This is a genomic window from Pseudomonas sp. NFACC39-1 (assembly GCF_900110355.1).
Taxonomy (GTDB): Bacteria; Pseudomonadota; Gammaproteobacteria; order Pseudomonadales; family Pseudomonadaceae; genus Aquipseudomonas; species Aquipseudomonas tehranensis.
On record NZ_FODL01000008.1, the window covers coordinates 207,467 to 232,468 of the forward strand.

The window sequence follows — 25,002 nt, forward strand, 5'->3', positions numbered from 1 at the left end:
TCTCATGGCTAAAATCGGATTCATCGGCACCGGCATCATGGGTCTGCCCATGGCAATGAACCTGCAAAAGGCCGGGCACAGCCTGTTTCTGAGTCAGCACCACGACCCGGCCCCCGCCGATCTGCTGGCCGGCGGCGCGGTGGCGCTGGCCAACCCGAAGGAAGTCGCCCAGGAAGCCGAGTTCATCATCGTCATGGTCCCGGACACCCCGCAGGTCGGTGACGTGCTGTTTCGCGCCGATGGCGTGGCGGCGGGCGTGGGCGCGGGCAAAGTGGTCATCGACATGAGCTCGATCTCCCCTACCGCCACCAAGGCCTTCGCAGCCAAGATCAATGAAAAAGGCGCGCAGTACCTGGATGCCCCCGTGTCCGGTGGTGAAGTCGGCGCCAAGGCTGCCACGCTGAGCATCATGGTTGGCGGCGACAGCGCCGCTTTCGAGCGCGCCCTGCCGCTGTTCCAGGCCATGGGCAAGAACATCACCCTGGTGGGTGGCAACGGCGACGGCCAGACCGCGAAAGTGGCGAACCAGATCATCGTCGCGCTGAACATCCAGGCCGTGGCCGAAGCCCTGCTGTTCGCCGCGAAAAACGGCGCCGATCCGGCCAAGGTTCGCGAAGCGTTGATGGGCGGTTTTGCCTCCTCGAAGATCCTGGAAGTACACGGCGAGCGCATGATCAAGGGCACCTTCGATCCGGGCTTCCGCATCAGCCTGCACCAGAAGGATCTGAACCTGGCCCTGCAAGGCGCCAAGGAGCTGAACATCAACCTGCCCAACACCGCCAACGCCCAGCAAGTGTTCAGCACCTGCGCAGCCATCGGCGGCAGCCACTGGGATCACTCGGCGCTGATCAAGGGCCTGGAGCACATGGCGAATTTCTCTATTCGCGATAACTGATGCGCCACAAAAACCTGTGGGAGCGAGCCTGCTCGCGATAGCGGATTGTCAGTCAACATTGATGTTGAATGTCAGGCCCCCATCGCGAGCAGGCTCGCTCCCACAGGGAATCGAGTTGCCCTGCCTAACAACAAAAATATCGGGAGTCCGCCATGTCGGTCGATCCGCAACATTTGCTCCGCGAGCTGTTTGCCGCAGCCATCGACGCCGCCCATCCGCAGCATGTCCTTGAACAGTATCTGCCCAGCGACCGCAGCGGCCGAGTGATCGTCATCGGCGCCGGCAAGGCCGCCGCGGCCATGGCGCAGGTGGTCGAGCGTTGCTGGCAAGGCGAAGTCAGCGGTTTAGTGGTGACCCGCTACGGCCATGGCGCGCCCTGCCAGAAGATCGAAGTGGTGGAAGCCGCGCACCCGGTGCCTGATGCGGCGGGCCTGGCGGTAGCCCAACGGGTGCTGGAGCTGGTCAGCCACCTTAACGAAGACGACCGGGTGATTTTCCTGCTGTCCGGCGGTGGCTCGGCGCTGCTGGCGCTACCGGCCGCTGGCATCACCCTGGCCGACAAGCAATCGATCAACAAGGCGCTGCTCAAGTCCGGCGCCACCATCGGCGAGATGAATTGCGTGCGCAAACATCTTTCGGCGATCAAGGGCGGACGCCTGGGCAAGGCTTGCTGGCCGGCGACGGTCTACACCTACGCGATTTCCGATGTGCCCGGTGATCTCGCCACCGTCATCGCCTCTGGCCCTACCGTGGCCGACCCCAGCACATCGGCCGAAGCCCTGGCGATCCTCAAGCGCTACAACATTGAAGTACCGGCTTCGGTGCGCAACTGGTTGCAAAGCCCGGAATCGGAAACCGTCAAACCCGGCGACCCGAGCCTGGCCCGCAGCCACTTCCAATTGATCGCCCGCCCTCAGCAATCACTGGAAGCGGCGGCGGTGAAAGCCCGCCAGGCCGGTTTCAGCCCGTTGATCCTCGGCGATCTGGAAGGCGAATCCCGGGAAGTGGCCAAAGTCCACGCCGGTATCGCCCGGCAAATCGCCCTGCACGGTCAGCCTCTGGCGGCGCCATGCGTGATCCTCTCCGGCGGCGAAACCACGGTCACCGTGCGCGGCCATGGCCGGGGCGGACGCAACGCAGAGTTCCTGCTCAGCCTGACCGACAGCCTCAAGGGTCATCCCGGCATCTACGCCCTGGCCGGCGACACGGACGGCATCGACGGTTCCGAAGACAACGCCGGCGCCATCATGACCCCGGACAGCTATCGCCGTGCCGCCGAACTGGGCCTGAGCGCCAGCGACGAGCTGGACAACAACAACGGCTACGGCTACTTCGCCGCGCTGGAGGCGTTGATCGTCACCGAGCCGACGCGTACCAACGTCAACGACTTTCGCGCCATCCTGATTCTTGAGACCCCCAAACATGACGCCTGATAAAAAGGTCAAGATCCTCGCGACCCTCGGCCCCGCTACCCGAGGGATCGATGACATCCGTGAACTGGTGCAGGCCGGTGTGAATATTTTTCGCCTGAACTTCAGCCACGGCGAACATGCCGACCACGCCCAGCGCTACCAGTGGATTCGTGAGGTCGAGCAGCAGCTCAACTACCCACTGGGCATTCTGATGGACTTGCAGGGCCCGAAACTGCGCGTGGGCACCTTCGCCGACGGCAAAGTGCTGCTGCAACGCGGCCAGGCCCTGCGCCTGGATCTGGACGCCACGCCCGGCGATGAACAGCGGGTCAACCTGCCCCACCCACAGATCATCGCGGCCCTGGAGCCCGGCATGGATCTGCTGCTGGACGACGGCAAGCTGCGCCTGCGGGTCACTGCCAAACATGCCGATGCCATCGACACCCAGGTGCTCAACGGCGGCGAACTGTCAGACCGCAAAGGCGTGAATGTGCCTCAGGCCGTGCTCGACATGAGCCCGCTGACCGCCAAGGATCGTCGCGACTTGAGCTTTGGCCTGGAGTTGGGCGTGGACTGGGTGGCGCTGTCGTTCGTGCAGCGCCCCGAGGACATTCGCGAGGCGCGTGCGTTGATTGGCGACAAGGCATTTTTGATGGCCAAGATCGAGAAACCGTCGGCGGTGACTCGGCTTCGGGAGATCGCCGAACTGAGCGACGCGATCATGGTTGCCCGGGGTGACCTGGGTGTCGAAGTGCCGGCCGAAAGCGTGCCGCAGATCCAGAAGAACGTCATCGGCACCTGCCGCGCCCTCGGTAAACCGGTGGTGGTGGCCACGCAGATGCTCGAATCCATGCGCTTTTCTCCCGCGCCCACCCGAGCCGAAGTCACCGACGTGGCCAACGCCGTGGCTGAAGGCGCCGATGCGGTGATGCTGTCGGCGGAAACCGCTTCCGGCGATTACCCCCTCGAAGCCGTGCAGATGATGAGCAAGATCATCCGCCAGGTGGAGAACGGCCCGGATTACCAGGCGCAGTTGGATGTCAGCCGGCCGAAGGCCGACGCCACGGTGTCGGACGCCATCAGTTGCGCAATCCGGCGTATCAGCAACGTACTGCCGGTGGCGGTGCTGGTGAACTACAGCGAATCGGGCAGTTCCAGCCTGCGGGCGGCGCGGGAGCGGCCGACGGTGCCGATCCTCAACCTCACGCCCAACCTGCAAGCGGCCCGCCGTCTGACGGTGGCCTGGGGCGTGCATTCGGTGGTCAACGATCGGCTGCGCCAGGTGGACGAAGTGTGCTCCACCGCCCTGGAAATCGCCCAGGCCCAGGGCATGGCCCAGCGCGGCGACACCCTGCTGATCACCGCCGGCGTGCCGTTCGGGCAGCCGGGGTCCACCAATTCGTTGCGCATCGAGACATTGATTTAGCGCCTGCACTGGCCCCTTCGCGAGCAAGCCCGCTCCCACATTTGATCTGTGTTGCCACAAATCTACGGTTCATACGCAGATTCATTGTGGGAGCGGGCTTGCTCGCGAAGAGGGCGACCCGGTTTATCAGAAAAACATCCCTACCTTATGCCCAACCACTCTTTCAACACCCACTGCCCCGACTGGGCCACCGCCCTGCTCAACGGCTTCAGCCAGATTTTCCTCCAGCGGCATCCGCTGTGTGGCCTGTTGTGCCTGCTGGCGATTCTCTGCAGCGCCCCCGCTTTGTTGGGTGGCGCGTTGCTGGGTGGGGTGGCCGGGTTGCTCACCGCCCAGCGACGCGGTTATGCCAAGGTTGACCGACAGGCTGGGCTGTTCAGTTACAACGGCATCTTGCTGGGTTTGCTATTGAGCCTCGCGTTACCTTGGTCAGCCGTGTTGCCGCCATTGATTATTGCCAGCGGCGGCCTTGGCGCGATGTTGACTCAGCAGTGGCTCCAGCGTAGCCGTGGCCCTCAGTGCCTGCCCGCCTACACCGCGCCGTTCGTGGCACTGGGCTGGTTGCTGCTGAGTTTTGCCCCAGCACCGCCGTCGCCCGTTTTGGTTGAACTGACGATGGTCAATCTTATGGCCGCTTACTGGAGGGGACTGGGCCAAGTCATGTTTCTCGACCAGCCATTGGCCGGCGCGCTGATCGCTGTGGGCTTGTTGATTACCAACCCACGCGCCGCCGGGTGGGCGCTGCTGGGTTGCGCTGCAGGCCTGGTATTCTCCCTGCTGCATCACGACACGACCCAAGCCCTGTCGGGGCTCGGCGGCTATAACCCGGCCCTGGTGGCGCTGGCCCTCAGCCAACAACGCCGCCAGCGATGGTTGCCGCTGGCGGGTATTGTGCTGGCGGTCATGCTCACACCGGGCTTTCTCGCCCTGGGTCTGGCGCCGCTGACTGCGCCCTTCATCCTGGCCTGCTGGCTGGTTCATGCCACGGCCCGAGTGTGGCAGGCGGCCAGTCTCGACACTGCGCCTTGCGCTTTGCGGGACAATCACCCTAGGCTTCGCTGACTATTGGTTCAGGCGAAAGTTATGGATAGCAGCAACTGGCGTGAACGCCTCTACGTGATCATTTTCCAGACCGACACCGTGGCCGGCCGACGCTTCGACAGCACACTGCTGTTGATCATCCTCGCCAGCCTGGTGATCGTGATGCTCGACAGCATCGACAGCGTGCACCAGAACTACGCCTCCCTGCTGGCCGCCATCGAATGGGGGTTCACCTTCATCTTCATCGTCGAATACGGCCTGCGCCTGTACTGCTCGCCCAAGCCCCTGCGCTATGCATTCAGCTTCTACGGCTTGGTGGACTTGCTGGCGATCGTGCCCGGGATCCTGGCGCTGTACTACAGCGACGCCCAGTATTTGCTGATCGTTCGCATCATTCGCATGCTGCGGATTTTCCGCGTGCTCAAGCTCAGCCCCTACCTCAAGCAAGCCAACTACCTGATGGCCGCGCTGCGGGGGAGCAAGCAGAAAATCATCGTGTTCCTGGTCAGCGTATCGACCCTGGTGACCGTGTTCGGCACCTTGATGTACGTCATCGAAGGCCCCGAGAACGGTTTCACCAGCATTCCCAAGGGCATCTATTGGGCCATCGTCACGCTGACAACCGTGGGGTTTGGCGACATCGTGCCCAAGACGCCATTGGGCCAAGTGGTTTCGTCCTTGGTGATGATCACCGGTTACTCGATCATCGCCGTGCCGACGGGTATTTTCACGGCTGAACTGGCCACGGCCATGCGCGGTGACCAGCTCAAGCATGATTGTCCGGTCTGCAGTAAAAACAACCACGATCATGGCGCTGCTTTCTGCTCGCGTTGCGGCAATGCGCTGTTCAAGAAACTGGAATAGAAGGCACTTTCAATGTTCACAGCCCCTTGAGGCGGCCTCCATCATCAATGGCAAGCATGTCCGATATCAGCCACAAAGCCTGTTCCAGAGCCCGCTAAGTCTTTAGCCTCACGCCACTCTTCCCATTCACTGACGAGATTGCCATGAGTGCCCACTCACCCACCGTACCCGCCAGCACAAGCCTGACTCGCGGCATGGTCCTGCTCTTCGCCTTCTGCTGCGGCGCCATTGTCGCCAACATCTACTACGCCCAGCCCATCATCGAACTGATCGCGCCCGATGTGGGCCTTAGCAGCACCATGGCCAGCCTGATCGTCTCGCTGACCCAGATCGGTTATGCCCTGGGCCTGTTTTTCCTGGTGCCGCTGGGGGACCTACTGGAAAACCGTCGCCTGATGATCATCACCACCGTCGTGGCGATTGCCAGTCTGTTGGCGGCGGCGTTCACTGATCAGCCCAACGTGTTCCTGCTGGTTTCGCTGCTGGTGGGGTTCAGTTCGGTATCGGTGCAAGTCCTGATCCCGCTGGCTGCGCACTTGGCCCCGGAGGAATCCAGAGGGCGGGTCGTGGGCGGCATCATGGGCGGCCTGCTGCTGGGGATCCTGCTGGCGCGGCCGATCTCAAGTGTGGTGGCCGATCACTTCGGCTGGCGGGCGATGTTCATGATCGCCGCAGCCTTGATGGCGGCGATCAGCATCGTTCTGGCATTGACTGTGCCCAAGCGCCAACCCGACCACAGCGCCTCTTATGGCCAACTGCTGGGCTCGCTCGGCACCCTGTTGCGCCAGCAGCCGCTGTTACGGCAACGGGCGTTTTACCAGGCCTGCATGTTCGCCACCTTCAGCCTGTTCTGGACCGCCGTGCCGCTGGAACTGTCGCGCAATCATGGCCTGTCGCAAACTGAAATCGCCCTGTTCGCCCTGGTCGGTGCCATTGGTGCCATCGCCGCGCCCATTGCCGGTCGCCTGGCGGATGCCGGCCATACCCGCATGGCTTCGTTGCTGGCGATGCTGTTGGCCAGCCTGAGTTTTCTGCCAGCCTTCATCCATCCGCTCTACAGCGTCATTGGCCTGGCGGTGACCGGTGTGGTGCTGGATTTCTGTGTGCAGATGAATATGGTCCTGGGCCAGCGCACCATCTATGCCCTCGATGCCAAAAGCCGCAGTCGTCTCAATGCGCTGTACATGACCAGCATCTTCGTCGGCGGCGCGTTTGGCTCATCGATTGCCAGCGCGGTGTACGAGCACGGCGGCTGGTTGTGGGTAGTGATCGTCGGCAGTGCCTTCCCGCTGATGGCCCTGCTGAGTTTCCTGAAGGCCTCGAAAAAACACGCACTGGCGACGGCCTGATACCGTCGCGGCAGGGTCGCAATGCCCGGCGGCAAGGCTGCCGGGCAACGTCAAAGAGCGGTCAGATCCGCACGTTGCCTCGCGGCCCGGCAATTGCCCAGATGATCAGGCCCAGCACTGGCAACAGCAGGATCAACAGCACCCACAGGACTTTTGCCCCCGTTCCTGCGCCACTCTTGAGCACATTGATGATCGCCCAGATATCGAGCGCCAGGATGATCAGGCCAATCAGGCCGTTGAAGGTGGAACCCATGGTGTCGCTCCCAGATGGTGATATGCACACTTAGGATAGCGGGGGCCCGGCGAGGGTTCCGTTTTATTGCGTCAGACGTGGATCGCAACCTTCATCGCTTCCAGGGCCGGCGCGGCGGCAATGCCGACTTCGGCACACAGCTCCAGCACGCGCGGCACGTCGTTGCCGTACACCAGAACCATCTGCAGTTCATCGTCGAGCAACTGGCTGAAATTCATCAGCACATAGCCACCGTTTTCCTTGTTCAGGCTGCTCATCTGGATCTGGATGCGATTGAGCGCCGTCAAGGCTTCGGTTTTCGCCAGTTGCTTGGGCTTGAGATTGAAGGCCACGCCGGGGCCGAACGAGGCGACGATCTGTTCGAACAGTTCTACGTAAGTGTCGGCCTGGAACAACACGGTGTCCGGCAAGCTCCCCACCACCACCCACTCACCCAGTGGAATCGGGAAGCTGTCGTCGTAGTTGATGTCCGGGTTGGCCGCCAGAAAAGCCGCCGGATCGGCATAGGCCTGGGCCGCTTCGTCAGCGATTTTCGCAACGTCGGCATCGCCCAGGCAGCCGGAGCTTATTTTGCTGATGAGTTCGACGAGTGCGGCTTTCATGGGGAAATCCTGTGGCGATTGGGTTTTGAGGGCGCGCAGGATAGCGCATCACATCGGTCTGTAGGAGCTGCCGAGCGAAGCGAGGCTGCGATCTTTTGATCTTTCGCTTGAGATTCAATGGCCAGGGAAAAGATCGCAGCCTCGCTTCGCTCGGCAGCTCCTACAGGGCCAGCAACTTTTCCAACTGCGCCGTGGTATCCACCGCGCCCATGGTCCGGGCTGCATCCAGGGCCGAGACGCCGTTGGCATCCTTGGCCTTGGGGTCGGCGCCTTTGCTGATCAGGTAATCGACGATTTCCACACGATTGAACATCGCCGCCATCATCAACGCGGTGCGACCATCGAAAGAAGAGCCTTCCACCTGCGCCCCGCCATCCACCAGCGCGCTGACCACAGCCAGGTCGCCCTTGAACGCTGCGCCGGCAATCGGGCTCTGGCCGTTGTCGTTGCGAATTTCCGGATCGGCCTTGTTTTCCAGCAGCACTTTCACCGTCTCCACATGCCCGTGGTAAGCGGCCAGCATCAGCAAGGTGTCGCCTTTGTGATTACGCAGGTTGGGCGGCAGGCCTTTGCTCAGCAAGGCGGCCATCATCGCAGCGTCGCCCTGGCGCGCGACATTGAACACCTGTTCGGCAAACTCCGCAGCCTCTTCCGGGGTCATCTGGCGGCTTGTATCGGACATGGGGAACTCCACTTAAGTCTTCGCAAAGCGGCTAGTTTCCCGAGGGACTCCAGGCCTGTCATCCCTTTTTTCTCTGCACCGTGCATAGCCAGAATCAATAACGGTACTGCCCTTGCTGAATCTGCGCCGCCAGTTGCCGGTCGACCCGCACATAGGTCGCGGTGCCGGGCAGCCAGGCATAGACCGGCTCATCGCCCGTGGCGCACGGGTCGAAGGCTTCACTCCTGAGACGGTTTTTCTGGTATTTGAAGGTGCCGGTGGTGTCCATTTTTACCTTGATGCGCAAGAACAACGGCACCGCATAGGCCGGCAATTTGCACTGCAAAAACTGCAACAGCTCAGCAAAATCCAGGGTCGCCAGGGATTCGGACGGGGTAATCGCCGCCATGCCGGCGCGGCCATTGGTGCCATCGATCTCGACGCCATAGGCCACCGCCTCGGCGACCTGCGGGTGCTGCAGCAATACATTTTCGACTTCCGTGGTGGAAACGTTCTCGCCTTTCCAGCGATAGGTGTCACCGAGGCGATCAACGAACTGCCCATGGCCAAAGCCGATGTTGCGCAACAGGTCACCGGTATTGAAATAACGATCGCCAGGCACGAAGACATCTTTGAAGATGGTTTTTTCGGTCTTGGCCGGATCGGTGTAGCCGTCCAGCGGCGCCTTGTCGTCGATGCGCGCCATCAGCAGGCCCGCTTCGCCCTTGGGTACTTTCTGCATTCGGCCTTGCAGGTTGCGCAACGGCGCCCCGCTGTCATGGTCGTACTGCACCAGTTCCCAACCCATCAGGGAAAATCCGACGGTGTTGTCAAAGTTCAGCACATTGGTGAAGCCGATATTGCCGTCGCTGGCCGCGTACAGCTCGCAGATATGGTCGACACCAAAACGTGTCTTGAAGGCCGACCATGCCCCGGGGCGCAAGCCGTTGCCGATCATCTTCCGGACCTCATGCCGCCGGTCCTCGGCACTGGCGGGCTGGTCGACCAGGTAGCGACACAATTCACCGACATAGCCAAGGGTAGTGGCCCGGTAACGGCGAACGTCACTCCAGAACTGGCTGGCGCTGAACTTGCGCCGGATCGCAAACCCCGAGGCGCCACAGATCGCCGCCCCCCAGCACACGCACAGCCCCGTGGCGTGGTACAGCGGCAGCGTGCAATACAAAACATCCGCGGGCTGCATGTCCAAGGCGATCAGGCCGAAACTGGTGGAAGTGCGCATCCAGCGCCCGTGACGGAACACCCCGGCCTTGGGCAAGCCAGTCGTGCCCGAGGTGTAGAGATAAAAACACGGGTCGTTGAAAAAAACCTGCTGGCTGCTGGCCGGGTTTTCGCCTGGGTGACTGGCGCTGCTGCTTATCAGGTCGATGAAGCCGCAAGGCACGGCAGCGCTGTCCTGGTCGGCTATCCACCAGGTTCGCTCGCCTGACAGCGAAGTGCGGGCTCGCACGTCGTTGAACGCCGCGACCCGTTCTTCCCCGACCACCACCGCGACAGGGGCGACCAACGCCAGGCTGTGCACCAACGCATCCCCGGTCTGTGAGGTGTTGACCATGGCGCTGACCGCACCCACTTTCGCCACCGCCAGCACCGTCACCAACAACTGTGGCCGGTTCTCGATGAAAATCGCCACGCAGTCGCCCTTGCCGATCCCCTGCGCCAACAGGTAATGAGCGATGCGATTGGCCTGTTCGTTGGCTTGTGCATAACTCAACACCGTGTCGCCACACAGCAACGCCGGCCCTTGGGGATTGCGCTGGGTGGCCTGTTCGAAACACCAGCCCAGGCCGCAAGGCTGGGTCGGGTCCTGGACGTTGGCCAGCTTCATGCCTCTGACGATACGGGGAATGGCCCTGGCAATAGTGGGTAGCTTGCGCAGCATCTTGCCCCAGGTAATGGCGTCGCTGGATGTACGACTCATGGTCACTCCCGTTTGACCTCGTGGGTCTGGGTTCTTGTTGTCGGGCTGGAGCTCAATTGCGGTCGAAATTACGCCAGCGATTCCGGCGCTGTACATGCGGTTTTTGCAATGTTTTGTATCCACCCTTCCAGACAGGCGGAACAAGAGCGCCAGAAATTCAATTGGTTCAACAAAAGATCGCCCGACCACGCAAAATGCAGGATGCACGGTGGCCATTCATGCAAGTTGCACGAAAGCAAAAATGAAGGGAAATGTTAACTGATTGTTTTATAACGATTTTTAATCAAGCCCAACGCTGGCACAGACACTGCAACACCCTCTCCACGGTTTGCCACCACCCTGGAGCAGTCAAATATGAACATGATTCAAGAAAAGTTTGCGTCCCTGTTTTCCAACTACGAAGTGACCACCCAGGCCCGCCCGGATGGCGGTATCCTGCTGACCTTGCGCAACAGCGAAGGCAAACTGTTTAAACGCACAATTTCCTACGCCCAGTTGCACGCCGGGGACCAACTGTCCTGGGCAATCAGCGCCATCCGTCGCGACCTGGCGGAACAAGCCAGCGAGTTGCCACAGATCGCCATGCTGCAAAGCCAGCATCGTTTTGCGCTGCCGACCTATCACAGCGCCTGATTCTCTTTGCAGAATCGTGTGGGAGCGGACTTGCTCGCAAAGGCGGTGTATCAGCTAACCGATATGCCGCCTGACACGCAGCCTTCGCGAGCAAGCCCGCTCCCACAGGTATCAAAAGGCTGAAGGTTCAATCCGGGCAAAACTGTCCACCGTGACATGCCCTTGCAGCTCACCGCCCTCGCGCGCCAATCCGCACGTCGCCATACCGGCATCACGAGCCGCGTCCAGCTCCTGGACGATATCCGACAGAAACAGAATCTCCCCCGGCGCTACGCCCACCGCCGCGCTGATGCGCTGGTAGGACTGCACCTCCCGCTTGGGCCCTGATGTGGTGTCGAAATAACCACTGAACAACGGCGACAGATCGCCCGCCTCGGAACAGCCGAAAATCAGCTTCTGTGCCTGGATCGAGCCCGAGGAATAAACGAACAGTTGGAAACCTTCCTGATGCCAGCGCTGTAGCGCCTGCACCGCATCCGGGTAGACGTGCCCTTTCAACTGCCCGGCCTGATACCCCTGCTCCCAGACCATGCCCTGCAACGCCTTGAGCGGTGTGGCCTTGCGGTCTTCGGCGATCCACTCCAGCAGGATCGTGATGACGCGCTCCAGGTCAGCCCCCGGCTCACCCTTGTCCTGACGCACCGCTGCCAATTGCTCGGCCACATCGGCGCGGTCGGCATGCTGGCGAACGAAATCCGGGAGATGTCTGGCGGCATAGGGAAACAACACATCGAACACGAAACTCACCGCGCTGGTGGTGCCCTCGATGTCAGTGAGAATGGCTTTGATCGGCACAGGCTCAGTCCTCCAGGCGCGGGAAACGGCTGGCGATGTCGTCGCCAGTGAACTTCGCCACCCAACCTTCCGGGTTGTTGAACAGGCGAATGGCAACGAAATGCGGATGCTCGCCCATGTCGAACCAGTGCGGCGTGCCCGCGGGCACCGAGATCAGGTCGTTCTTTTCGCACAGTACGGCGTAGACGTAGTCGTCGATGTGCAGGGTAAACAGGCCACGACCGGCGACGAAAAATCGTACTTCGTCTTCAGCATGGCGATGTTCATCGAGGAATTTGGCCCGCAGCTCGGCTTTTTGCGGGTGATCGCTGTTGAGGCTGATGACGTCGACCGTGACGTAGCCACGCTCGCTCATCAACCGGTCGATCTGGGTCTTGTAGGCGGCAATCACTTCGTCCTGGCCGGCGCCGGGCTGGATTTTCGTCGCCGCTTCCCAGCGGTCGAAACGAACACCTTTATCGGCCAGGGTCGCGGCGATGTCTTCGAAGTGGGTCAGCACCTTGTTCGGAATGTCGGGGCTTGAGACGTGGTAGACGGACAGGCTGCTCATGGTTAGGGCTCCAGCAAATTAACGGTTCAGGAGTGCGCGGGTCTTGAGCTCACACTCAAACAGGAACTCGAACGCTTCGATCTGGCGCAGGGCATCGTTCATGCTCGGCCCCCAGGTATACAGGCCATGACCGCGAATCAGGTAACCGACGCAATCGGGGTGAGCCTCGAGCCACGGCTGCACCTGGCCGGCCAGGCGCGCGATGTCCTGGTCGTTGTCGAAAATCGGCACGCGGACACAGGATTCGTGGGTCGACACACCGCTGAAGGCTTTTTGCAGTTCGTAGTCTTCAAAATCGATGAAAGTCTGGTGGGTCAGACGCGACAACACCGTGGCATTCACCGAATGGGTGTGCAGCACCGCGCCGATCTCCGGGCGCCAGCGATACAGCTGGGTGTGCAGCAGGGTTTCGGCGGAGGGTTTCTTGCCGCGCTCCAGGCTGTTGCCGTCCAGGTCGGTGGCGAGCACATCATCGAGGCCCAGTTGCCCCTTGTGCTTGCCGGACACGGTGAGCAAGGCCTGGTCAGGCGCAAGCCGGGTCGAATAGTTGCTGCTGGTGGCCGGGGACCAGCCACGGCCATATAAAAAACGCCCGGCGTCGATGATTTCCCGGGCGAGCTGTTCACGGGTAAGGCTCATGGCCTGTCCTCTTGCATACGTGTGGCAATGATAACGGCTGCAGCGAAGGCTGCGAGGCTGGCGATGCTGAAAGTCCAACTGGCACCCAGGGCGTTCCAGCTGTAGCCGGAATACAACGCGCCCAACGCCCCGCCCATGCCGGCCAGGGCGGCGTACAACGCCTGGCCCTGGCCTTGCTGGCGAGGGCCGAAGCTACGTTGCACGAAATGGATGGCAGCGGCGTGAAAACTGCCGAAGGTCGCCGCGTGCAGCACCTGGGCAAACAACAGAACCCAGAGAAACTCGGCCAGTGAACCCAGCAGCAGCCAACGCAACGCCGCCAGCAGGAAACTCACCAGCAGCACCCGACGCACGGAAAACCGCGCCAGGATCCGGCTCATCAGCAGGAAGATCAAAACCTCCGCCACCACGCCAATGGCCCAGAGCATACCGATCAACCCGCGACTGTAACCCAGGCCTTCCAGGTGCAGCGTCAGAAAGGTGTAATACGGCCCGTGACTGACCTGCATCAGCCCCACGCAGCCATAGAACGCCAGCACGCCAGGGTTACGCAACTGCCGCAGAAAACCTTCCCCCGCCACCCGCGGCCCCTGGGTCGGCTGGGCATTGGGGACCCAGAAGCTGGCGAGCACGATGCCGCCCATGATCAGCACCAGCGCCACCGGGTAGATGTCCAGGCTCAGCCATTCAAACAGCCGGCCGAGCGCGACCACGGTGATGATGAAGCCGATGGAGCCCCACAGGCGGATCTGGCTGTAGCGCGACGTCTGCCCGCTCAAGTGGGCCAGGGTAATGACTTCGAACTGCGGCAACACCGCATGCCAGAAGAACGCGTGCAGCGCCATGACCAAGGCCAGCCAGGCGTAGCTCTGGTCGATGAAGATCAGCGAGAACGTCAGCAGCGTGCAAATGGCACCAAAGCGCACGATCGCCAGGCGCTGGCCGGTGTAGTCCCCCAGCCAGCCCCAGATATTCGGTGCCACGCAACGCATCAGCATGGGGATCGCCACCAGCTCGCCGATGCGCGCCGCGTTGAACCCCAGGTGATCGAAATACAACGCCAAAAACGGCGCCGTCGAACCGAGCAGCGCAAAATAGAACAGATAGAAACTGGAGAGCCGCCAGTACGGCAGAGCCGCCATGGTCGTCAGGCCACGGCGGTCGGCAGGCCAACCATCAAAGCTGGCCCAGCACCGGGGTGCTGACCCGCACGTCGGCGTTCTGGCCGCGATGACGCAACAAGTGATCCATCAGCACGATCGCCATCATCGCCTCGGCGATTGGCGTGGCGCGGATGCCGACGCACGGGTCATGACGACCCTTGGTGATGACGTCCACCGGGTTGCCATGGACGTCGATGGAGCGCCCCGGCGTGGTGATGCTGGAGGTTGGCTTCAAGGCCAGGTGCGCCACGATCGGCTGGCCCGAGGAAATGCCACCGAGGATGCCGCCAGCATTGTTACTCAGGAAACCTTGCGGGGTCAGCTCGTCGCGGTGCTCGGTGCCGCGCTGGGCGACACAAGCGAAACCGGCGCCGATTTCCACGCCCTTCACCGCGTTGATGCTCATCAGCGCGTGGGCCAGTTCGGCGTCGAGGCGGTCGAAAATCGGCTCGCCCAGGCCCGGCATCACACCTTCGGCCACCACGGTGATCTTCGCGCCGACCGAATCCTGGTCCCGGCGCAGTTGGTCCATGTAGGCCTCCAGCTCCGGCACCTTGTCTGGATCGGGGCAGAAAAAGGCGTTCTGCTCCACCGAGTCCCAGGTCTTGAACGGGATTTCGATGGGACCCAACTGGCTCATGTAGCCACGAATCACGATGCCCTGGCTGGCCAGGTACTTCTTGGCAATCGCGCCGGCCGCCACGCGCATGGCGGTTTCCCGGGCCGAACTGCGGCCGCCGCCACGGTAGTCGCGCTCGCCGTACTTATGGTGATAGGTGTAGTCGGCGTGGGCCGGGCGGAACAGATCCTTGATGGCCGAGTAGTCCTTGGACTTCTGGTCGGTGTTGCGGATCAGCAGGCCAATGGCGCAGCCGGTGGTGCGTCCTTCGAACACGCCGGACAGAATTTCGACTTCATCGGCTTCCTGGCGCTGGGTGGTGTGGCGGCTGGTGCCCGGCTTGCGCCGGTCCAGGTCACGCTGCAGATCGTCCAGGGAAATCTCCAGGCCCGGCGGGCAGCCGTCGACAATGGCGACCAACGCCGGGCCATGGCTTTCGCCCGCGGTGGTGACGGTGAACAGCTTGCCGTAGGTATTGCCGGACATGCAGGGTGCTCCGTGAAATCGCTGAATTCGTGATGGGCGCCAGTATACGCAGGCTCCCTCAGTAGTTCATCCTCGAACCTTATCGGTGGACGCCAGTCCAACCGGCACCTTCGCAACCAATGGCGTAATGATGTTAAAGCTGCTTGCCTTAAGCCTTGCCCTGTTTACCGGCCTGCTTTCCAGCCTGGCCCAGGCCACCGTCCTGCAACGACCGATCAGCCTTGACACGGGTAACGGCGAGCTTTTCGGATCGCTGCTGTTACCCAAGTCCGACGCACCGGTGCCGGTTGTCCTGATCATTTCCGGGTCGGGTCCTACAGATCGTGACGGAAACAACCCCGACGGCGGGCGCAACGATAGCCTCAAACGCCTGGCCTGGGTGCTGGCCAAACACAACATCGCCAGCGTGCGCTATGACAAACGCGGGGTGGCCGCCAGCCTTGCGGCGACCCCGGACGAACGCAACCTGAGCGTCGAAGCCTACGTGGCCGACGCCGTGGCCTGGAGCCGCAAACTGACTGCCGATCCGCGAATGGGTCCATTGATTCTGCTGGGTCATAGCGAAGGCGCGTTGATCGCCAGCCTCGCCGCCCCCCAGGCCAATGCAGCCGCGGTCATCTCGCTGTCCGGCAGTGCCCGGCCGATCGATCAGGTGCTGCGTCAACAACTGAGCAGCCGCCTGCCTCCCCCCCTGATGGCGCGCGCCAATGAGCTGCTGGACAGCCTCAAGGCCGGTCGCCTCGACCAGAACGTACCGCCGCAACTGCAGGTCATCTTTCGCCCCAGCGTGCAGCCCTACCTGATTTCGCTGTTCCGCCAGGCGCCGGCCCAGGCTTTCGCGGCGCTGAAGATGCCAGCGTTGATTATCCAGGGCAGCCATGACATTCAAGTCAGCGTCGATGACGCCAGGCAGTTGCAAGCCGCCAAACCCGATGCCGAGCTGGCGCTGATCACGGGCATGAACCACGTCATGCGCATCGTTCCCAAGGACATGAAAGAGCAATTGGCTTCCTACAAAAATCCAAACCTGCCCCTGGCGGCCGAATTGGGCACGAAAATCCTCGGTTTTATTAGCTCATTACCCGCTCGATAGACGGTTTTTCCCCTCCAGTCCTGGCAAAAACGGCCGATAGACCGGTGTCGGACAGCGCTATGGCTGCCGATCAGCCGGCCTGGACAGGATTTTGCCGTTATGACTGACACTCAAACTTCACCCGACACCCCCGCCGAAACGCCCGCCGCTCCAGTGGTGGAGCTGCCTTGGGCGGATGTGCAGGCCGAGCACCATAAAATGCTCCGCCTAGCACCGCTCAAGACCGACCGAGCCACGGGTGCGCGACCGCTGCGGTTTGTCGAGTTCAGCTACGTCGAGCGCCACAGCAAGGAGCGCAGTTTGCTGCGCATGAGCATCCAGTTGCCGGGCCAACGGGTGCGCAAGGAACAGAATCATCTGGACGTCTGGGCCGATCACGTCGAAAAACGCCTGTATTTTTCCCCGGACAGCTTGCAGGTCGAGCCGCTGAACCGTGGCATTGGCCGCTTCCTCGCCGCACAGGGCATTACCTGGGCCAAGAAGCGCTGGTCGAGCTACCGGGTCGATGGCAGCGATCTGAATAACAAGGACGCGCTGAACGAAGACACCCGCCTGCGCCGCGACCACTTCCTGAAAGCCCACGGTTTCGAAGTGGTCTACGCCGACGCCCAGCACCTCAAAGGCAGCGTCAAGCCAGCCCAGGTGGGCAATCTGCTGGGGGACTGGAACACCGAAAAACTGCAGTTCGTGGAAATTCTCGAAGCCGCGCAGATGCTCCAACAAGCCGAGCAGAACCTGGCGGAGCAGGAGGTCAAACTCAAGCAGCAGGAAGAAAAGGTCGCCAAGTTCAAGCGCGAAGACAACGGCCTGCGTTTCACCATTACCTGCCTGGTGGCATTTGCCATGTTCCAGGCTGGGTTGTTGATCTGGATTGCGACGCGGCACTGATTGCTAGCGGCTTGCCCCCTCTGTGGCGAGGGAGCTTGCTCCCGCTCGGCTGCGCAGCAGTCGTACATTCGGCGGATGCGATTAGCCTGAAGAATCACGATGCCCGGGTTTCGGGGCTGCTTCGCAGCCCAGCGGGAGCAAGCTCCCTCGCCACAAAAAAACCGTCCCCCGATCGATCAGGTCAAACCCGCGAAGCAAACAACCCCTGATGCTGACGGCACTGTTCAGCACTGAGCATGAACACACCGTGCCCGCCACGTTCGAAGTCCAGCCAGGCAAAATCGACTTCCGGGTACAACGCCTCGACGTGAACCTGGCTGTTGCCGACCTCGACAATCAACAAGCCCTTCTCGGTCAGATGGTCGGCGGCCTCGGCCAGCATCCGGCGTACCAGGTTCAGGCCATCATCGCCACAGGCCAGGCCCAGCTCCGGTTCGTGCTGGTACTCCTGGGGCATGTCGGCGAAATCTTCGGCATCGACGTAGGGCGGGTTCGACACAATCAGGTCGAAACGCTGGCCCGGCAATCCCTCGAAACCATCCCCCTGGACGGTGAATACGCGCTCGTCGACGCCGTGACGCTCGATGTTCTGGTTGGCCACTTCCAACGCTTCGAACGACAGGTCAGCCAGCACCACCTCCGCCTCCGGGAACTCAAAAGCGCACGCGATGCCGATGCAGCCGGAACCGGTGCAGAGGTCGAGAATCCGTGCCGGTTCCTGTCCCAGCCAGGGCGCAAAGCGGTTTTCGATCAGCTCCCCGATGGGCGAGCGTGGAATGAGCACGCGCTCGTCGACGATGAAAGACATCCCGCAGAACCAGGCTTCACCCAGCAGGTAGGCCGCCGGGATACGTTCGGCGATGCGTCGGCGCAGCAGGCGCTGCACATGGACCAGCTCTTCGTCTTCGAGACGGCAGTCCAGGTAGCTGTCGGCAATTTCCCACGGCAGATGCAACGCGCCCAACACCAGCTGACGGGCTTCATCCCACGCATTGTCGGTGCCATGGCCGAAAAACAGATCCTCTCCATGGAAACGGCTGACGGCCCACCGTATATGGTCGCGCAGGGTACGGAGACGGGAAGTGATCACGGCGGCAAACTCCAGAAAAAACGACTGGCGAGTCTACCAGCCAAACACTCCCCCCACCAAAACACGCCTCAAACACGCCCCAAACACGAACGAAAAAGACCGGGGCAGATGTAGGATTTATCCGTTTTTCGCGCTGACTATTGAACAAGACGGACATCTTGACAAGGCTGTAGGCCAGCAACGACGGCCCTTGCGATGGAAGCGATTCACAGAACCGCTCAGCCAGAGGAGAATGTCGCAAAAGCCCCACTCGAAGGAGCCCCAGAATGTCCGTTCCAAAAACGATGTTTCAACTCAGCGGTCGCGGTTACGCGGCGGCCAATCTGAGTCAAGCGACGCTGATCATCATCGATGCCCAGAAAGAATACCTCGCCGGCCCCCTGGCGTTGAGTGGCATGGATGCAGCGGTCGCGAACATCAAGCAATTGCTCGGCGCGGCCCGTGCCGCCGGCCGGCCGATCGTGCATGTGCGTCACCTGGGCACCCATGGCGGGCTGTTCGATCCACAGGGCGAACGCGGGGAGTTCATTAGCGGCCTGGAACCCCAGGGCGACGAAACCGTGGTGGAAAAACTGCTGCCCAGCGCGTTTCACGGCACCGAGTTGAAAAAGCGCCTGGAGGACCTCGGCCCCCTGGACCTGATCGTTTGCGGTTTCATGAGCCATTCCAGCGTCAGCACCACCGTGCGTGCCGCCAAGAACCTGGGCTTTCGTTGCACCCTGGTCGAAGACGCCTGCGCCACTCGCGATCTGCCGCACAAGGGCGGTGTCCTGAGCGCCGAACACGTGCACCAGACCGAGATGGCGATCATGGCGGACAACTTCGCCACCCTGGCCCTGACCCGCGATTTCATCTGACACCCCTTCGATAAGCGGCCCGTTGCGCCGCTTATCCGCAAAAGCCTCTCATTTGCCGCAATTGCCGTAGTGTCAGGAACAACCCGAACATCTTCCGGTCGAAGGGCCGATACCCATTGAGGAAGGTCGGAATGAAGTTATCCGATGGTTTTGACGCACGTCGCTTGCGGCCCAAAGGCCCGAGCAACTGGCGCTTGCGTTTCGGTGCCGCGCTCGCGGCGCTCCTGGCAACGCTCGGTGTACTGCTGGCGATGGCCGGCGCCGCCAGCCTGCTGGGTCGCCCGCCCGCCCTGGGCGAGTTGAACGCAACCGCGCTCGGCTCCACGATCATTCTGGTGATCGGCTTGCTGGTACTGCTTTTGGGCGTCTGGCTGTGGCGTCTTTGCCGCCGTCGGGCCCGCCAATCCCTGGAGCTGGCCATGGCTCCTCACTTGATGAAAAAGCACGACTGACCCGCCGCCCGACGTTTTGTCGCGCCGGATCCCGCAGGAGTTGGGTAAACTGGCCGGCCTTCGCGGAGGCTGACATGCAAGACGACGACTTTTCCCTGTTCAAAAGTGCGATCCAGGGCGTTAAACCGATCAAGCACGACCGTGCCGAGACCGGCAAACCCAAGGCGGATCGCGCACAAATCGCCAAGCTGCGCCAGGCCGCCACGGTGCGCACCGATGCCACCACGGTGGATGGCTTGTCCGACCAGTTCGTGATCGACGTAGGTCCTGAAGACGAGCTGATGTGGGCTCGCGACGGCGTTCAGGAAAGCCAGATGCGCAAGCTGAAGGTTGGCCAGATCCCCTTCGAAGGCAGTCTTGACCTGCACGGCATGACCGTGGAAAAGGCCCGGGAAACCCTCTGGGCCTTCCTGGCCGAAGCCACCCGCTTCGAAATCCGCTGCGTGCGCGTCACCCACGGCAAGGCCGTACGACTGGACGGCAAGCGGCCGATGATCAAGAGCCACGTCAACACCTGGCTGCGCCAGCACCCGCAAGTGCTGGGCTTCACCTCCTGCCAGGCAAAACACGGAGGCGCCGGGGCGGTGTACGTGATGCTCAAGCGCACCATGATGGAGGGCCGCGACGAGTAGCGCCCGATTGCCGAGCTTGCAGCGCCGTGTCCGCCACCGTACCCTTGCCCTTTGCGTAAAATCCCACAGGTAGTTTCATGTCTCTGGAACAGAATTATTCCGCGATCCTCGGCCAACTGGGCGAGGACGTTTCCCGCGAGGGCCTGCTCGACACGCCCAAGCGCGCTGCCAAGGCCATGCAGTACCTCTGCCGCGGTTACGAACAGACCCTCGAAGAAGTCACCAACGGTGCCTTGTTCAGCTCCGACAACAGCGAAATGGTGCTGGTCAAGGACATCGAGTTGTACTCGCTGTGCGAGCACCATTTGCTGCCCTTCATCGGCAAGGCCCATGTGGCCTACATTCCGAGTGGCAAGGTGCTGGGGCTTTCGAAAGTCGCACGCATCGTCGACATGTACGCACGTCGCCTGCAGATCCAGGAAAACCTCAGCCGCCAGATCGCCGACGCGGTCCAGCAGGTGACCGGTGCCCTGGGCGTGGCGGTGGTGATCGAAGCCAAGCACATGTGCATGATGATGCGCGGTGTGGAAAAGCAGAACTCTTCGATGATCACCTCGGTGATGCTCGGCGAGTTCCGCGAAAACGCCGCGACCCGCAGCGAGTTCCTCAGCCTGATCAAGTAACCCCTGCATGAAAAAAACCGGCATTGATCGCCGGTTTTTTTTTGCCCGTGAAAAATCAGGTAAGCTGCGCGCCCTCTTCTTCCCTGTCGCGAGGCTTAATACCGTGATCGTCAAAGCGCTGCGAGTTGGCCTGGGCCAGCTGATTATTTTCATCGACTTCATCACCCGCCCCGGCAAGAAGCAACGTCCGGCCGAAGCCCAGGCGCAAGTCAATCAGGCCGCCCGCAGCCTGACGCTCTATCAGTTCCACGCCTGCCCGTTCTGCGTGAAGACCCGCCGCACCCTGCACCGCCTCAACGTGCCGGTGGCCTTGCGGGATGCAAAAAACAACGAGCAGGATCGCCAGACGCTGCTGGAGCAAGGCGGCAAGATCAAAGTGCCATGCCTGCGTATTGAAGAGAACGGTGAAACCACCTGGATGTATGAGTCCAAGGTGATCATTGAGTATCTGGATCAGCGGTTTGCTGCAGTCTGATAGTTTTATGGTGTATTTGCGGGCTCTATCGCGAGCAGGCTCGCTCCCACAATGGAACTGTGGGTAACTGGGTTTTGTGATCGACTCTGAACCCTGTGGGAGCGAGCCTGCTCGCGATGGGGCAAGTCCAGTCGCCACATAAGTCAGGCTGCTTTTACCGCCAAAGCCTCCCGCACCACCCCCGCCAACCGCTTGAGCCCTTCATCCAGCCGCGCCGGGTCGATGTGGCTGAAGTTCAAACGCAGGTGCCCCGGATGCATGTCCGGTTCGGGGAAGAATGGCTCCCCCGGCATGAACGCCACGTCGGCAGCCAAAGCGGCGTCGAGCAAGGTGCGAGTGTCCAGCGGTTGTTTGAGGGTCAGCCAGAAAAACAGCCCGCCCTGGGGCACGTTCCAGTCCGCGATGTCGGCAAAATGCTTGTGCAGTGCTGTCTGGAACCGGTCGCGACGATCCCGGTAGAAATCTCTCAATTCACTCAAATGATGGCGATACTGCTCGGTGCCGATCCATTGCAATGCCTGCCATTGACCGATGCGATTGGTGTGCAGGTCCGCCGACTGCTTGAGCCGCAGCAGGTGTGGGAACAGATCCGGGCTGGCGATCAGGTAACCCACCCGTAGCCCGGGCAACAGTGTTTTCGACACCGTGCCGGTGTAGATCCAGCTGGCCTTGCGCAAGCGACTGACAATCGGCTTGGCGCTGGCGCCGTCGAAGGTCAGCTCACGATAAGGTTCGTCTTCAATCAGGGTCACGCCAAACTCATCCAGCAACGCCGCCACCGCGTCGCGCTTGGCCTCGCTATAGCGCACCGCCGACGGGTTCTGGAAGGTGGGAATCAGGTAGATGAACGCCGGTCGATGCTGTTCCAGCCGGGTTCGCAACTGTTTCAGATCAGGCCCATCGGCCTCCAGCGGCACCGTGATGCAGTCGGCGCCAAACAGCTGGAAAATCTGCAACGCAGCCAGGTAGGTCGGCGCTTCCAGCATGACTTGGGTGCCGACATCGATGTGCAGCTTGGCCGCCAGGTCGAGGGTTTGCTGAGAGCCGCTGACCACCAGCACCTGACTGGCCTCACACGCCAGGCCCAATGACCGCGCCTGTGCCGCCAGGGCTTCGCGCAAGGCCGGTTCACCTTCGCTCATGCCGTATTGGCCCATGGACACCGGCATGGCCTCCCATTCGACTTTCGGCAGCATGGCTTCGGCCGGCAGGCCGCCGGCGAACGACATCACTTCAGGGCGCTGCGCCGCGGCGAGGATTTCTCGAATCAAAGAACTTTTGAGGCGCGAGACACGTTCGGAAAAAGCCATGGGGTCACCTGTAGCGGGTCGCTGGAAGAATGAGTCAAACTAGTTGACCGAAATTACTCCGACCTCCGTGGATACGTCAACATGATTGACCTTAAAAACCCGACCTCCCAGCAGATGGCCATGGAAGCGTTCTTCTTCGGTTACCAGGCGTTTACCGCCAAGGCCGATGAAATGCTTGAGCGTCGCGGGCTGAGCCGGGTGCATCAGCGCATCGTTTTTTTTATTGCCCGCTATCCATCCTTGAGTGTGAAGGAGTTGCTGACCCTGCTCGGCGTGAGCAAGCAGGCGTTGAACATGCCGTTGCGGCAATTGATGGAAATGCATTTGGTGAACAGTGTTGCGTCCGAAACCGACAAACGTAAGCGGCTGTTGGCGCTGACGGCCGAGGGTGAGCGGTTCGAACAGGCGTTGCGTCGTGAGCAGGTGAAATTGCTGGAGCGCGTATTTGCCGAGGCTGGAGACACGGCGGTGAATGGGTGGCTGGCGGTGAATCTGGGGTTGGGCAAGGGTTCGGCGAGCTGAGGGATTTGTAGCGTCAGAACCGGCGCCACCGCGAGCAGGCTCATTCCCACAGGGGAGCGGCGTCGTTCACAAAATTTGTGCGCATGGGGATCCATTGTGGGAGCGAGCCTGCTCGCGATGGCGTCCTCACAGTCGATATATCCCTATTCCCCAGACTTTTCGTCGACAAGACAGAAAACATTATTTGCTTTATTTGTATACAAAAGCATAATTCGCTTCGTGCGAGTTCCTGACCATCAGGTCAAAAAACCTCGCCAGCCTTACCTGCCTCAAAGCAACGCCGCCACCCTCAGGGGGCGGGCGTGCTGGAAATAACAATAAAACTCTTGAGGAGTACTCGCTGTGGAAAGCCGCAAACCCGAAGCCCGGACGCTGGACCTCTCGCCGCCACTACGCACTGGCTGGCTGGAGCGCATCTTCAAACTCAGCTTGCATGGCACCACGGTGAAGACCGAGCTGATTGCCGGTCTGACGACCTTCATCACCATGGCCTACATCATCTTCGTCAACCCCAACATCATGGCCGACGCCGGCATCGATCACGGCGCCGCATTCGTCGCGACCTGCATCGCCGCCGCCTTGGGTTGCCTGTTGATGGGCCTCTACGCCAACTGGCCGGTGGGCCTGGCACCGGGCATGGGCCTGAACGCGTTCTTCACCTACACCGTGGTCGGCACCATGGGCTACAACTGGGAAACCGCATTGGGCGCGGTGTTTATTTCCGGTGTGCTGTTCATGTTCCTGACCCTGTCGCGGGTGCGTGAATGGCTGCTCAACAGCATTCCGGTGAGCCTGCGTTATGCCATGGGCGCGGGAGTCGGGTTGTTCCTCGGACTGATCGGCCTGAAGACCGCCGGCATCGTCGTGGACAGCCCCGCTACCCTGATCAAGCTCGGCTCCCTGCACGAGCCCGGCCCGTTACTGGCTGCGGTGTGTTTCCTGATGATCGCCGTGCTCAGCTATCACCGCGTGTTCGGCGCGATCCTGATCAGCATCATCGCCGTGACCCTGGCCGGCTGGGGCCTGGGACTGGTGCAATACAACGGGGTCATGTCGACTCCACCGAGCCTGGCGCCCACCTGGATGGCGATGGATGTGGTCGGTGTATTCAACGTCAGCATGATCAGCGTCGTGCTGGCTTTCCTGTTCGTGCACATGTTCGACACTGCCGGCACCCTGATGGGCGTTGCCCAGCGTGCCGGGCTGGTCAAACCTGATGGCAAGATCGAGAACCTGTCCAAGGCCCTGAAAGCCGACAGCGCCTCCAGCGTGTTCGGCGCCATGGTCGGCGTGCCGCCAGTGACCAGCTATGTGGAAAGCGCCGCCGGTGTCGCGGCGGGTGGCCGTACAGGGCTTACCGCCGTGACGGTCGGTGTGCTATTTATTGCCGCGATGTTCTTCGCACCACTGGCCGGGATGATCCCCGCCTACGCTACCGCGGGTGCCTTGATCTATGTCGCCATGCTGATGATGGGGGGCATGGCCCACATCGAATGGGACGAAGCGACCGACAGCATCCCGGCCATCGTCACGGCCATCATGATGCCCCTGACCTTTTCGGTCGCCGACGGTATTGCGCTGGGCTTCATCACCTATGTGGTGCTTAAGGCCGGCACCGGTAAACACAAGGAAATTTCTGTCAGTCTGTGGGTGCTCTGCGCGATCTTCATCGCCAAGTTCATCTTCTTGTAGGCACGGGATTATTCATCAGCCTCACCCCGTCGGGTGAG

The 25,002-nt window shown here is 61.4% G+C and carries 27 protein-coding genes; 16 read left to right on the forward strand and 11 right to left on the reverse strand.

Features of this window, described 5'->3' with window-relative positions; genetic code table 11:
* The first annotated feature begins 4 nt into the window (after positions 1 to 4).
* The 6 genes from BMY45_RS18915 to BMY45_RS18940 all read left to right on the forward strand — a co-directional run bounded on the left by BMY45_RS18915 (position 5) and on the right by BMY45_RS18940 (position 6,987).
* The gene (locus BMY45_RS18915) at positions 5 to 895 is read left to right on the forward strand and encodes a 2-hydroxy-3-oxopropionate reductase (protein WP_092400198.1); all 891 of its coding nucleotides are present in this window, start codon (positions 5 to 7) and stop codon (positions 893 to 895) included.
* Positions 896 to 1,047: 152 nt separating this feature from the next.
* Entirely contained in the window at positions 1,048 to 2,328 is a 1,281-nt protein-coding gene (locus BMY45_RS18920; protein WP_092400200.1) for a glycerate kinase type-2 family protein, read from the forward strand.
* The gene (pyk, locus tag BMY45_RS18925; protein WP_092400202.1) at positions 2,318 to 3,733 is read left to right on the forward strand and encodes a pyruvate kinase; all 1,416 of its coding nucleotides are present in this window, start codon (positions 2,318 to 2,320) and stop codon (positions 3,731 to 3,733) included. Before BMY45_RS18920 ends, pyk begins: the two co-directional genes overlap by 11 nt.
* A 147-nt stretch (positions 3,734 to 3,880) precedes the next feature.
* Entirely contained in the window at positions 3,881 to 4,795 is a 915-nt protein-coding gene (locus tag BMY45_RS18930) for an urea transporter (protein ID WP_092400204.1), read from the forward strand.
* Between the two features lie 21 nt (positions 4,796 to 4,816).
* Positions 4,817 to 5,638 (forward strand): ion transporter, encoded by an 822-nt coding sequence (locus BMY45_RS18935; RefSeq protein WP_092400206.1) that lies wholly within the window; start codon positions 4,817 to 4,819, stop codon positions 5,636 to 5,638.
* Between the two features lie 143 nt (positions 5,639 to 5,781).
* Positions 5,782 to 6,987 carry an MFS transporter gene (locus BMY45_RS18940; protein WP_092400208.1) on the forward strand — a complete coding sequence of 402 codons (1,206 nt, stop codon included), beginning with the start codon at positions 5,782 to 5,784 and terminating at the stop codon, positions 6,985 to 6,987.
* A gap of 61 nt (positions 6,988 to 7,048) precedes the next feature.
* On the opposite strand, the gene BMY45_RS18945 is transcribed toward BMY45_RS18940, so the two are convergent.
* The 4 genes from BMY45_RS18945 to BMY45_RS18960 all read right to left on the reverse strand — a co-directional run bounded on the left by BMY45_RS18945 (position 7,049) and on the right by BMY45_RS18960 (position 10,445).
* On the reverse strand, positions 7,049 to 7,240 hold the full coding sequence (locus BMY45_RS18945) for a PLDc N-terminal domain-containing protein (RefSeq protein ID WP_047229615.1): 192 nt from the start codon (positions 7,238 to 7,240) through the stop codon (positions 7,049 to 7,051).
* Positions 7,241 to 7,311: 71 nt separating this feature from the next.
* Positions 7,312 to 7,842 carry a hypothetical protein gene (locus tag BMY45_RS18950; protein WP_092400210.1) on the reverse strand — a complete coding sequence of 177 codons (531 nt, stop codon included), beginning with the start codon at positions 7,840 to 7,842 and terminating at the stop codon, positions 7,312 to 7,314.
* A gap of 160 nt (positions 7,843 to 8,002) precedes the next feature.
* The gene (locus tag BMY45_RS18955) at positions 8,003 to 8,524 is read right to left on the reverse strand and encodes an ankyrin repeat domain-containing protein (protein WP_092400212.1); all 522 of its coding nucleotides are present in this window, start codon (positions 8,522 to 8,524) and stop codon (positions 8,003 to 8,005) included.
* A gap of 94 nt (positions 8,525 to 8,618) precedes the next feature.
* Positions 8,619 to 10,445 carry a long-chain-acyl-CoA synthetase gene (locus BMY45_RS18960; RefSeq protein WP_092400214.1) on the reverse strand — a complete coding sequence of 609 codons (1,827 nt, stop codon included), beginning with the start codon at positions 10,443 to 10,445 and terminating at the stop codon, positions 8,619 to 8,621.
* 354 nt (positions 10,446 to 10,799) lie between these two features.
* Here BMY45_RS18960 and BMY45_RS18965 point away from each other — a divergent pair, with 354 nt between their 5' ends.
* Positions 10,800 to 11,078, forward strand: coding sequence for a DUF3509 domain-containing protein (locus BMY45_RS18965; protein ID WP_042732342.1), 279 nt, complete (start codon positions 10,800 to 10,802; stop codon positions 11,076 to 11,078).
* Positions 11,079 to 11,189: 111 nt separating this feature from the next.
* Here BMY45_RS18965 and mtnC read toward each other — a convergent pair whose 3' ends face one another.
* From mtnC to aroC, 5 genes are read right to left on the reverse strand one after another with little or no spacing between them, the layout of a single operon-like run.
* Positions 11,190 to 11,873, reverse strand: a complete 684-nt coding sequence (mtnC, locus tag BMY45_RS18970) for an acireductone synthase (RefSeq protein WP_092400216.1) — start codon at positions 11,871 to 11,873, stop codon at positions 11,190 to 11,192.
* Between the two features lie 4 nt (positions 11,874 to 11,877).
* Positions 11,878 to 12,423: a 1,2-dihydroxy-3-keto-5-methylthiopentene dioxygenase gene (locus BMY45_RS18975; RefSeq protein WP_092400218.1), complete on the reverse strand. Its 546-nt coding sequence runs from the start codon at positions 12,421 to 12,423 to the stop codon at positions 11,878 to 11,880.
* Between the two features lie 18 nt (positions 12,424 to 12,441).
* Positions 12,442 to 13,062, reverse strand: coding sequence for a methylthioribulose 1-phosphate dehydratase (locus tag BMY45_RS18980; protein WP_092400220.1), 621 nt, complete (start codon positions 13,060 to 13,062; stop codon positions 12,442 to 12,444).
* A complete protein-coding gene (locus BMY45_RS18985) occupies positions 13,059 to 14,204 on the reverse strand; it encodes an MFS transporter (RefSeq protein WP_047229622.1) in 1,146 nt (381 codons plus the stop codon). Before BMY45_RS18985 ends, BMY45_RS18980 begins: the two co-directional genes overlap by 4 nt.
* Positions 14,205 to 14,238: 34 nt before the next feature.
* On the reverse strand, positions 14,239 to 15,330 hold the full coding sequence (aroC, locus tag BMY45_RS18990; protein ID WP_092400222.1) for a chorismate synthase: 1,092 nt from the start codon (positions 15,328 to 15,330) through the stop codon (positions 14,239 to 14,241).
* Positions 15,331 to 15,457: 127 nt separating this feature from the next.
* On the opposite strand from aroC, the gene BMY45_RS18995 reads away from it, so the two are divergent.
* Both BMY45_RS18995 and BMY45_RS19000 read left to right on the forward strand, forming a co-directional pair.
* Positions 15,458 to 16,423 carry an alpha/beta hydrolase gene (locus BMY45_RS18995; RefSeq protein WP_092400224.1) on the forward strand — a complete coding sequence of 322 codons (966 nt, stop codon included), beginning with the start codon at positions 15,458 to 15,460 and terminating at the stop codon, positions 16,421 to 16,423.
* 99 nt (positions 16,424 to 16,522) lie between these two features.
* Positions 16,523 to 17,311 carry a hypothetical protein gene (locus BMY45_RS19000; RefSeq protein ID WP_092400226.1) on the forward strand — a complete coding sequence of 263 codons (789 nt, stop codon included), beginning with the start codon at positions 16,523 to 16,525 and terminating at the stop codon, positions 17,309 to 17,311.
* 181 nt (positions 17,312 to 17,492) lie between these two features.
* Here the strand turns inward: BMY45_RS19000 and prmB are convergent, their stop codons facing one another.
* Positions 17,493 to 18,401 carry a 50S ribosomal protein L3 N(5)-glutamine methyltransferase gene (gene prmB / locus BMY45_RS19005; RefSeq protein WP_092400228.1) on the reverse strand — a complete coding sequence of 303 codons (909 nt, stop codon included), beginning with the start codon at positions 18,399 to 18,401 and terminating at the stop codon, positions 17,493 to 17,495.
* A 266-nt stretch (positions 18,402 to 18,667) separates the two neighbouring features.
* Here prmB and BMY45_RS19010 point away from each other — a divergent pair, with 266 nt between their 5' ends.
* The 5 genes from BMY45_RS19010 (at position 18,668) to BMY45_RS19030 (ending at position 21,440) form a co-directional block, all read left to right on the forward strand.
* Positions 18,668 to 19,258, forward strand: a complete 591-nt coding sequence (locus BMY45_RS19010; RefSeq protein ID WP_047229626.1) for a cysteine hydrolase family protein — start codon at positions 18,668 to 18,670, stop codon at positions 19,256 to 19,258.
* Between the two features lie 131 nt (positions 19,259 to 19,389).
* Entirely contained in the window at positions 19,390 to 19,710 is a 321-nt protein-coding gene (locus BMY45_RS19015; RefSeq protein ID WP_092400230.1) for a hypothetical protein, read from the forward strand.
* A 74-nt stretch (positions 19,711 to 19,784) separates the two neighbouring features.
* On the forward strand, positions 19,785 to 20,342 hold the full coding sequence (locus tag BMY45_RS19020; RefSeq protein ID WP_045156639.1) for a Smr/MutS family protein: 558 nt from the start codon (positions 19,785 to 19,787) through the stop codon (positions 20,340 to 20,342).
* 77 nt (positions 20,343 to 20,419) lie between these two features.
* On the forward strand, positions 20,420 to 20,965 hold the full coding sequence (folE, locus tag BMY45_RS19025) for a GTP cyclohydrolase I FolE (RefSeq protein WP_072348971.1): 546 nt from the start codon (positions 20,420 to 20,422) through the stop codon (positions 20,963 to 20,965).
* A 103-nt stretch (positions 20,966 to 21,068) separates the two neighbouring features.
* On the forward strand, positions 21,069 to 21,440 hold the full coding sequence (locus tag BMY45_RS19030) for a glutathione S-transferase N-terminal domain-containing protein (protein WP_092400302.1): 372 nt from the start codon (positions 21,069 to 21,071) through the stop codon (positions 21,438 to 21,440).
* A gap of 143 nt (positions 21,441 to 21,583) precedes the next feature.
* Here BMY45_RS19030 and BMY45_RS19035 read toward each other — a convergent pair whose 3' ends face one another.
* The gene (locus tag BMY45_RS19035; RefSeq protein WP_092400232.1) at positions 21,584 to 22,750 is read right to left on the reverse strand and encodes an aminotransferase-like domain-containing protein; all 1,167 of its coding nucleotides are present in this window, start codon (positions 22,748 to 22,750) and stop codon (positions 21,584 to 21,586) included.
* 81 nt (positions 22,751 to 22,831) lie between these two features.
* On the opposite strand from BMY45_RS19035, the gene BMY45_RS19040 reads away from it, so the two are divergent.
* Together BMY45_RS19040 and BMY45_RS19045 are read left to right on the forward strand one after the other, a co-directional pair.
* The gene (locus BMY45_RS19040; protein WP_092400234.1) at positions 22,832 to 23,272 is read left to right on the forward strand and encodes a MarR family winged helix-turn-helix transcriptional regulator; all 441 of its coding nucleotides are present in this window, start codon (positions 22,832 to 22,834) and stop codon (positions 23,270 to 23,272) included.
* A gap of 342 nt (positions 23,273 to 23,614) precedes the next feature.
* Positions 23,615 to 24,964: an NCS2 family permease gene (locus tag BMY45_RS19045; protein ID WP_092400236.1), complete on the forward strand. Its 1,350-nt coding sequence runs from the start codon at positions 23,615 to 23,617 to the stop codon at positions 24,962 to 24,964.
* Positions 24,965 to 25,002 lie beyond the last annotated feature (38 nt).

Excerpts from the sequence above, each read along its gene's own strand:
- BMY45_RS18915 (WP_092400198.1), top strand. The coding sequence starts at position 5 with ATGGCTAAAATCGGATTCATCGGCACCGGCATCATGGGTCTGCCCATG.
- BMY45_RS18920 (WP_092400200.1), top strand. The coding sequence starts at position 1,048 with ATGTCGGTCGATCCGCAACATTTGCTCCGCGAGCTGTTTGCCGCAGCC.
- pyk (WP_092400202.1), top strand. The coding sequence starts at position 2,318 with ATGACGCCTGATAAAAAGGTCAAGATCCTCGCGACCCTCGGCCCCGCT.
- BMY45_RS18930 (WP_092400204.1), top strand. The coding sequence starts at position 3,881 with ATGCCCAACCACTCTTTCAACACCCACTGCCCCGACTGGGCCACCGCC.
- BMY45_RS18935 (WP_092400206.1), top strand. The coding sequence starts at position 4,817 with ATGGATAGCAGCAACTGGCGTGAACGCCTCTACGTGATCATTTTCCAG.
- BMY45_RS18940 (WP_092400208.1), top strand. The coding sequence starts at position 5,782 with ATGAGTGCCCACTCACCCACCGTACCCGCCAGCACAAGCCTGACTCGC.
- BMY45_RS18945 (WP_047229615.1), bottom strand. The coding sequence starts at position 7,240 with ATGGGTTCCACCTTCAACGGCCTGATTGGCCTGATCATCCTGGCGCTC.
- BMY45_RS18950 (WP_092400210.1), bottom strand. The coding sequence starts at position 7,842 with ATGAAAGCCGCACTCGTCGAACTCATCAGCAAAATAAGCTCCGGCTGC.
- BMY45_RS18955 (WP_092400212.1), bottom strand. The coding sequence starts at position 8,524 with ATGTCCGATACAAGCCGCCAGATGACCCCGGAAGAGGCTGCGGAGTTT.
- BMY45_RS18960 (WP_092400214.1), bottom strand. The coding sequence starts at position 10,445 with ATGAGTCGTACATCCAGCGACGCCATTACCTGGGGCAAGATGCTGCGC.
- BMY45_RS18965 (WP_042732342.1), top strand. The coding sequence starts at position 10,800 with ATGAACATGATTCAAGAAAAGTTTGCGTCCCTGTTTTCCAACTACGAA.
- BMY45_RS18975 (WP_092400218.1), bottom strand. The coding sequence starts at position 12,423 with ATGAGCAGCCTGTCCGTCTACCACGTCTCAAGCCCCGACATTCCGAAC.
- BMY45_RS18980 (WP_092400220.1), bottom strand. The coding sequence starts at position 13,062 with ATGAGCCTTACCCGTGAACAGCTCGCCCGGGAAATCATCGACGCCGGG.
- BMY45_RS18985 (WP_047229622.1), bottom strand. The coding sequence starts at position 14,204 with ATGGCGGCTCTGCCGTACTGGCGGCTCTCCAGTTTCTATCTGTTCTAT.
- aroC (WP_092400222.1), bottom strand. The coding sequence starts at position 15,330 with ATGTCCGGCAATACCTACGGCAAGCTGTTCACCGTCACCACCGCGGGC.
- BMY45_RS18995 (WP_092400224.1), top strand. The coding sequence starts at position 15,458 with ATGATGTTAAAGCTGCTTGCCTTAAGCCTTGCCCTGTTTACCGGCCTG.
- BMY45_RS19000 (WP_092400226.1), top strand. The coding sequence starts at position 16,523 with ATGACTGACACTCAAACTTCACCCGACACCCCCGCCGAAACGCCCGCC.
- BMY45_RS19010 (WP_047229626.1), top strand. The coding sequence starts at position 18,668 with ATGTCCGTTCCAAAAACGATGTTTCAACTCAGCGGTCGCGGTTACGCG.
- BMY45_RS19015 (WP_092400230.1), top strand. The coding sequence starts at position 19,390 with ATGAAGTTATCCGATGGTTTTGACGCACGTCGCTTGCGGCCCAAAGGC.
- BMY45_RS19020 (WP_045156639.1), top strand. The coding sequence starts at position 19,785 with ATGCAAGACGACGACTTTTCCCTGTTCAAAAGTGCGATCCAGGGCGTT.
- folE (WP_072348971.1), top strand. The coding sequence starts at position 20,420 with ATGTCTCTGGAACAGAATTATTCCGCGATCCTCGGCCAACTGGGCGAG.
- BMY45_RS19035 (WP_092400232.1), bottom strand. The coding sequence starts at position 22,750 with ATGGCTTTTTCCGAACGTGTCTCGCGCCTCAAAAGTTCTTTGATTCGA.
- BMY45_RS19040 (WP_092400234.1), top strand. The coding sequence starts at position 22,832 with ATGATTGACCTTAAAAACCCGACCTCCCAGCAGATGGCCATGGAAGCG.